General features: G+C 48.8%; 6 protein-coding genes. 5 read left to right on the forward strand and 1 reads right to left on the reverse strand.

Going from position 1 to position 8,464, the window contains the following annotated elements; translation table 11 throughout:
- On the reverse strand, positions 1-113 hold a 113-nt coding region (locus GF404_05760; protein MBD3381688.1), incomplete at its 3' end, for a co-chaperone GroES.
- Between the two features lie 398 nt (positions 114-511).
- Here GF404_05760 and GF404_05765 point away from each other — a divergent pair.
- The 5 genes from GF404_05765 to GF404_05785 form a co-directional block, all read left to right on the forward strand.
- Positions 512-1,327 (forward strand): mechanosensitive ion channel, encoded by an 816-nt coding sequence (locus GF404_05765; protein MBD3381689.1) that lies wholly within the window; start codon positions 512-514, stop codon positions 1,325-1,327.
- A 159-nt stretch (positions 1,328-1,486) separates the two neighbouring features.
- Complete coding sequence (locus GF404_05770; protein MBD3381690.1) at positions 1,487-3,034, forward strand: Sapep family Mn(2+)-dependent dipeptidase; 1,548 nt, start codon at positions 1,487-1,489, stop codon at positions 3,032-3,034.
- 105 nt (positions 3,035-3,139) lie between these two features.
- Positions 3,140-4,120 (forward strand): ATP-grasp domain-containing protein, encoded by a 981-nt coding sequence (locus GF404_05775; protein MBD3381691.1) that lies wholly within the window; start codon positions 3,140-3,142, stop codon positions 4,118-4,120.
- A gap of 134 nt (positions 4,121-4,254) precedes the next feature.
- Complete coding sequence (locus GF404_05780; protein ID MBD3381692.1) at positions 4,255-4,614, forward strand: hypothetical protein; 360 nt, start codon at positions 4,255-4,257, stop codon at positions 4,612-4,614.
- 647 nt (positions 4,615-5,261) lie between these two features.
- Positions 5,262-8,464 (forward strand): hypothetical protein (locus tag GF404_05785; GenBank protein MBD3381693.1); only part of this gene is annotated, 3,203 nt, incomplete at its 3' end.

Below are 8,464 nucleotides of genomic sequence, written 5' to 3' on the forward strand. Positions count from 1 at the left end.
CCCTGCTGGGGACGTTCCTTGGCGGTATCAGGAATGATAATCCCACCTTTTTTTACCTCAGGAGCCTCGATCGGCTCGACCAAAACTCTGTCAGCAAGCGGCTGAATGTTCATCTAAACCTCCTTAGTACATACGCTTATGTTTAAACCTCAGAATTTCTTCATCTTGTTAGCACTCACCTTATTTGAGTGCTAACAGCCGGGGAATATAAAGGTTCCAGAAAAATTATCAAGTGCTTTTTTACACTAATTTTGAATTTTCATCTTATTTTCGCAAAAATAGTGCGGTGTACCAGAATCTACATTAATATTCTTGGCGGATAACAACTTATAATTTGATCCCAAAAAAGTACTTAATAGCTTCAGAGTGGGAACCTGGACTGTAAAATACAGGTTGTTAAAATCAAATTTATTGGGTTTATTGCGATAGACTGCAATCATTGCATAACATCAATCGCCATAGTCTTGAGAAAAAACAATAGAAATAAATGCTAACTTAAGGAGTTATCAGGATGGAAGAAATTCTTGTTAAATTGAAAGAATATGTTGCAATGTACGGCATGAGGATTATCGGTGCCGTATTGCTTCTTATAATCGGCCGTGTAGTAATCGGTGTCCTTACAAAAGCCGTAAAGAACCTGTTTACCAGGTCCAATGTCGATGAAACCCTTGCCAAATTTTTGACCAGCATGGTCAAAATTGCCCTGATGACTTTTCTTGTGGTGGCAATTTTAGGTACTATAGGTGTACAGACATTTTCCCTTGTAGCAGTAATCGGGGCTGCCGGTCTGGCAATCGGATTTGCTCTCCAGGGTACGCTTTCGAATTTTGCCGCTGGTGTCATGCTGATACTTTTCCGGCCTTACAGAACCGGCGATTACATCATGGCGGGCGGTGAAGCCGGAACCGTGGAAGAAATCCAGATTTTCAACACGATCATGAAGTCTCCGGACAACCGTCAGATTGTGATTCCCAACAGCCAGATAACCTCCGGTTCGATTACAAATTTCTCCGCTAAGGAGACACGCCGGATCGACCTGGTTTTCGGAATCGGCTATGGCGATGATATCAAAAAAGCCAAAGAGTTAATGGAAAAAATACTGGCCGAGGACGAGCGTGTGCTCAAAGATCCGGCCCCCACAGTGGCGGTTCTGGAACTGGCCGACAGCTCGGTCAATTTCGTCTTCAGGCCCTGGGTCAAGACCGCCGATTACTGGTCGGTCTATTTTGACATGACTGAAAAAGTCAAGTTGGAGTTCGACAAAAACGGCATCTCGATTCCTTTCCCGCAACGGGATATCCATGTCTTTGAAGAAAAAGCAGCATAAAACTATTGTTGTTTACCAAACCCGTCCGAAACAATCGGGCGGGTTTTTGTGTTGTAATGTTTAAGGAAGCTGTTAAATCAAAACAACTTAAAAACAGGGGTGGCATATTCTTCCTGCCTTGTTAATGGATTCTGAAATATTTAAACAGCTTTGATATGTATGTTTAAAGCAAAAGATTCGAACAATGTTCAGAAAATCAATAGGGAAATCGCCCGGGTTATTGAAAAGCGCCGTGACCATTACATAGCCTTTTTAGCGGGTCTGTTGCGCTTCAAAACCGTCAGTGGCCGGGAGGACAAACAGGGGCAGGCTGATTTTGAAATGGAAATCGCGAACTGCCTGGATTACCTGGAAGTGGCCGCTGATCGTTTGAATATGGAATTTCGCAACTATAACAACCTGGCGGCTGTCGCGGAGCTCAAGGCCGATGGTAATGCTAAAAAGTCGCTGGGAGTCGCGGCCCATATCGATGTCGTCCCGGCTGACGGCGACTGGAAATATCCGCCATTTGGAGGGACTGTGGCCGACGGCGCTATCTGGGGACGTGGCACCCAGGACGATAAAGGACCGGTGGGGGCTGTTTTTTCTGCCCTGGATTTGCTCGAAACGATGGGTATGAGACCGTCATGTGATGTGCGTCTGCTCTTGGGAACTCTGGAGGAAACCGATGACTGGCCCGATGTCGATCTTTTGCGCGAAAAAGGTGAAAATACTGACATGACGATCGTACCTGACGGCACGTTCCCGATCATCAATGCTGAAAAAGGTATGGCCATGATCAAATGGGACTTTGAGTGGCCGATTCCGAAAGGCAGTTCATCAGATACGTACTTCAAACCGTATTTCGTCTCACTCGAAAGCGGTAAACGTCACAATATGATACCGGAACTGGCGAAATTGATCTGCCAGGCACCGCTCAACCGCAAGGAAAAACTTACAAACCTGCTGGCCGAAGCCGAAGGCGATCTGCGACAGGTCAATCCAAACGCTAAAGTTTTCATTGAAGAAATACACAGCGATGAAAGAGATAGTCAGGTACTTTACAGTATCAGTTTTAAGGGTAAAAGCGCTCATGGAGCATTTCCTGAAAAAGACCACAATGCCGCTCTCGATGCCCTGGCTTTTATCGAATTAATTGATACCGATATACCGGGATTGAATCTGTTAGCGAAAGAGTTGAGAAAATTGTGCTCCAGAATTGACGGCTCCGGTTTCGGGTTCGATTATCATGATGATTACATGGGCTCAACCACGGTCAACCTGGGTGAAATCGTGATTAAACCCGGTTCAGCCCGTGCCATGATTAACGTACGCTTTCCGAAAGGTGTGGACAGCGGACAGATCGAAAGCGCATTTTCACAAACCGCCAGTCGACTTGAACAAGAGATCGAGGGCTTAAAGATAGATTCTATAATCCATGGACGGGTACAGGAAGCACTGCATATTTCTCCTGACGAGTACCCGGGTTTTTTGGAAAACCTGCAACTCGCATACCACACTGTTACAGGTCGTCAACCCGACTTGCGATCGATCAGGGGGACAACTTATGCCAAGGCTTTTCCGGCCTCGGTTGCTTTTGGCCCGCTCGACGAGAAGGCTGGTGATATAGAAATGGCTCATGAAACTAATGAACATATTCTGGTCAGTCGTTATCTGGAAAACATCCGGATTTACGCGCTGGCTCTCGCGCTTCTGGCTTTTGAGTAATCAGCGTATTGGGATGAAAAGCAGAGGCGGGACTATTGGCAGAAATCAATATTATTTAGCGAGCAGATGGCAAATCTGAATGAGTAAAAGGAGTGTCAATCTCTCATGAGAATCAGTTTTACTTATAACCTACAGAAAGATAATGACGAAAAACAGGCCGAGCGGTTTTCGCAGGAATATGTCGACAGGGTAATTTCTGCGTTGGAAGATCTGGGACACAGGATCACGCCGGTCGAAGTTTCACGGCCTCCTGGAAAGATAGTAGATGATATAATCGCCTCCAAGCCTGATCTGATCTTTAACCTGGCCGAGGGAATCGGCGGAAAAATGCGTGAGTCCTACTACCCGGCTATCTATGAACTTCTGGGCATTCCCTATACCGGGGGCACTCCCGGGCTTCTGCATGTCGGCCTGGATAAACGCCTGGCCGGTAAACTGCTCGAAATCCGGGGCATCCGGGTCCCCAAAGGCGCGCTTATCACCAAGGAAGAACCAGAGCTTCCGGACGATTTGATTTACCCGCTTTTTATCAAGCCGAACTATGAGGGCTCAAGCATGGGTATCAGCCAGGATTCAGTTGCCGAATCAAAAGAAGAAGCACAAAAAAAGGTCTCGGAGCTTCTGTCAGAATATTCCGAAGGGATCATTGTCGAGCAGTTCATACAGGGACGCGAACTGACTGTACCGATGCTCCAGGCTTTCGAAGGATATCTGCTCGAGATCGTGGAATACAAATTCGATGGAGACAAGCATAATATTTTTGATTTTGAGACCAAGTCTGCCGAGGATGTCGAGGAAAAAGTCGAAACTATCTGCCCTCCCGAACTGACTCCGGCAGAAAAACGTGAGGTCCTGGCCCTGTCAGACCGGGCATTCAAGGTTATGCGCATACCGGATTTCGCCCGCGCTGATATCCGCCTGGACGAAAACGGTACGCCCTACCTGATCGAGGTCAATCCTCTTCCCGGATTGCGTCCGGTCAGCCCATTGATAGCTTCAGCAAAAGCCAAGAATTTGACTTATGTCGATGTTATCGGCTTGATTATCAAATCCGCAATCACCCGCTACGACATCAAAGTGGACTAATCAGGATTGGTGCAAAATCTGTAAAATAACTTGCCTCATTAATATATTTTACTTAAATTATGTACACACCGCTTAACGGCAGGCAGTTATATACTGCCATACTCAATAAACCAGATCTAAATCCCGAGAATCTTATGAAATGGCTGACTGGTATCATCTCTACGGATCAGACTGTTTTGGATAGCCTGTATATTCACAACTGGAAATATGGCGACGGCTATAATAGAAATCACTTTTATAAAACCGAAAAGAGGGCCGTTCTTGAGAACCTTGATTTACACAAAATCGATCCAGTCGCTGAAGAGATCATATTCAGAGCAAAAGGACCTGAAGTAGAGAACGCTTTAGGCGCTTTTAAATGGTTCACATACGGGACGGAATGTGGTTCTCCATTCTACAGGCTCAGAACTCTCGATATCATATACGACAACCCCGAATATCCTCCAGAGGTCACTGTCAAATTCTGCAGCAATGATGTAGCCATGGAGTTTTGAATGACGTCGGCTATTTGCCGTATGCTCATGTAAGGCATGCACTTGAGATCCCGGAATTTCAGTGTTTACAGTTCCGGGTCAGGTTTAGGCAGGTTCTCTTTTGAGGTAGGGAGATGAGCATCTCAAAAGACTGTCAAAAATGGTCTTTTTTTGAAGATTGTGCTTGCTTTTTTTGCTGGTTTTCGTTTTTTATAAGTAGCCATGCAATGGTAAATAGCAGTAATTGTTTAGAGTAGCTTTTGAGGGTCACGTAAAAAGGTCATTCAAAACGGACTCTCCTGATCGTACCCAACCTGTAACTTGTGGTTTTCCTTTGGAGGTTTGCCGAGCGTATGCCCGAAGGAAGATGAAGCACGGATGATTAAAACTGAATTTGAAACAGATGTGACAGTGGAGGCTCATGTGTTCGACCGTTTCTTATCCTGTCCAATTCTTTTCCCCGAATTCAGAGCTTTCTGTCGCAATCTTGAAGTTAAATTGTCTCACAGGAGATAAATCAATGGTCTTAAACTCACAACCGCAAGGTTTGTTTTTCGAGCCTTTGGAAGGAGGTGGTCAGAGTAAAAAATTTCGCCCTGAGTCTTGTAACTTGGGTAACGACAGTTAATTAACTTGTCTTTTTTTTGAGTGCATGAAAGGAGCCTGAAATGCTAAGAAAACTTTCGGTGATCGTTTTAGTCACCCTCTTTATTTTCTCGATTCCCGCCATGGCCGAAGTGGCCAACAATGGAAAGTATTCACTTATGCCCCCTTCACAGGGCAAAGTCAATCTTATGGTTGATGGTTCCGAGGTCAACTACAGCTCGACTTCGGGCAAAGTTTATCTCGGTAGCTCAATGTCGAACGCCGTGGGCAATGCCCGTGAGATGTTCGGCAGCTATACCAGCTTCGTCGACCAGCAGCACAACGCGACCCAGGGTCGCCAGATTGTCTACGCCGGCTATTCCAATGCCGCCTGTGACAATATCTATATGAACTGGATGGACATCCAGTTTATCGCCGGTAACGAAGTCCGCGATGTCCATGTGGCCATCTACCAGTTTGACAACGACGCCTGGGACAACTCCGTATCAGGCGGTTCAACCACAGGCCTGACCGGCGGTCGTCCGGGTTACTGCCATATCGAAGTAACCCCGGGTACCACCTGGCCGGTGCATTCTTTCCATTTCGGTGGCGATCAGCAGCCGCTGTACACCCATGCTTCCTATGGGGCTCTGTGTGCTGACTACGCTATGATCCATGACACGCTTCCGGGTGCTTCGATTTCGACATTCGATACCGGCTACGAGGGCGACGATATCGATCAGCCCTACATCTGGCCCCATTTCGATATCGAACTGAACGCTTCCGGTGACCTCGTCACTCACGTCGGTTCTTACGAAGCTTCCAACGATCCGGCTGACGCTTCCCTGATCGAGGTTTCCTCACTGGTCTATGAGCGCAAGGTCGCCACTTCGACCTCGACTCCGTGGACCGGCACCTGGGATGCCCCGGTTCTGATCGACTCCACCTATGTCGGCAGTCAGCTCGTGTTTGCGGTTCCCGGCACTGACTCGGTCTTCTATGTCTACCTGAAGCCGATGTATTATCAGTCCGGCCCGAACCAGCACTACTGCACCAATGGTCTCGGTCACTACCAGTTTTGCAACAACGTTGTCTATAAGCTTTCGACCAACAACGGTGTTTCCTGGCCGGCCACTCCGACTTATGTGACCGATTTCGGCGTCAACTTTGAAGATGCCAAGGCCGATCCGGCTTCTTACGATATTTCCGGTCTGATCGATGACAACCATGTCCTGCACCTGGTCTGGTCCGGCTCCAAAAAGGATCCGGAGAATCCGTGCGGTACTTTCTACGCCGGTCAGATGTGGCATTGGGACAGCGACAACAACTGCGTCTCGATCGCCTATGACGCTTCCGAGCCGGCACTCTTCCCGGGCGGCACTGACTTTGGCGCCTGGAACATCGTCATCTCGAAGATGAACGTGTCTGTCTGCGACGGCAAGCTCTATATCGCTTTCACCCGCTTCGGCAATGAGTACTATGTCAACGCCGACGGCGACAAGGTCGCTACCATGGACTTCGGTGTTAACGACGGTAACTCGCCTTTCTTCATGAATGGTGATATCTTGGTCGTGGTCTCCGAAAATGGTGGTCAGACCTGGTCTGACGGTGTCAACCTGACTGATACTCAGACCGACACCTGTGTGTCCGGTGAGTGCGACAGTGAGCACTGGCCGACCATGGCTATGTTCATGAACGACTCCCTGATGATTCAGTATATTCATGATACAGATCCGGGTACCTATGTACAGCCTGACGAAGGTATCCAGACCGAGAATCCGGTCATCTTCATGACCTGGCCGTGCTTCACGGTTGCCGATGTAGGCGCCAATGCCCAGATCGTTTCCTCTCCTCCGGATCCGACTTTTGAAGTTCCGCTCAAACCCAGCAATGAATCTGACTGTACTACCGATCCGACCTGGACCTCTACCGTGCTCCTGCAGAACACCGGTAACGTCAACCAGCCTTATTCGGCTGTCTCTGACGCGGCTTGGCTTACAATTACTTCCGGTGGCTCAGGATCACTGGATGCCGGCGTTGGTCCGCGTGGTATCGAAGACTGGACCAATGGCGTAACCGGTTGTGCCTCACCGGCTGAGCTCGGAATCCAGGCTACATCAGGACTGACTGCTGGTCTTTACACCGGTACTATTACCGTGACCTTCAGCGGTTCCCCGGCCGCCGACCCGATTGATATCGTGGTCAACGCGGTTGTGGCCTGTAAGTACTTCGAGCCCGAATATGCTACCATCACCGGTGGTTGCTGGGATGTCGATGTCTGGAACATTCCGCGTGCCGGTAACGGCTCCGATCGTTTGGATATGGCTGGTAACATGAAGTTCTATGCCTGTAACTATCCGACTGATCCTGATGCCGATTACTTCGCTCCGATGTATAACGAGAGCTTCCTGGTCGGTTGGAATGACGGCGAGATTCAGGTCTTCGGTGACATGATCGACGATGACTTCGATCGTGGTTTCAAGGCTCTCGACAGCCTTACCATCACCACAGTTGGTAACCCGGGTGGAGGCCAGGGTTATTACCTCACCAGTGGTGCCTGGGCTTCCACCGACAGTTGTGTCCAGGGTACCATCCAGTACGTTGTGCCGGGTCACCAGGACACTGCCCTGTTGATCGAACGCATAACCTTCTGGTCCGAGTGCGGTAACCTGACAGATTTCGTCATCGGTGAAGGTATCGACTGGGATGTCCGTGCCGATTCCAACCGTGACGATGGCGGTGTGAACTTCGCCAATAATCTCATCTACCAGCGTGGCGCCAACAATGCTCTCTACGAGAATTGTTATGCCGGTGTCTACGCCTATGAAGGCCCGGACAACCTCAACAAACTGGCCGGCGCCATCCTTGATAACGAGAACTGGGTCTATCCGGAAGGTACCGGTTACAACCCGGATTCAGTCTACAACAAGATGTTTGGCTTCAACGACGGTGACTTGCTACTCGAAAATGACTCCGTCGGCGACCTCAACACCCTGTACAGATTCTGGAATGGTACCCTTAACAGCGGTACGACCCTCGAAGTTATCAAGTTCAAGGGTGTCAGCTGTGACGGCGAGGCCGGTATGATCGAACTCCTTGTTACCAAGGGTACTGATTTCATGGTCAACAACGAGCCGTTCGCGGTCTCCTGTCAGGGTCTCTGCGGTGACGCCAACAACGACAGCAGTGTTGACGTTTCTGACGCGGTTTATATCATTAACTACGCCTTCGCCGGTGGCTCTCCTCCGCAGCCTGTAATTGCCTGCGGTGATGCCAACAGCGACGG

Source organism: Candidatus Zixiibacteriota bacterium, assembly GCA_014728145.1.
Taxonomy (GTDB): domain Bacteria; phylum Zixibacteria; class MSB-5A5; order JAABVY01; family JAABVY01; genus WJMC01.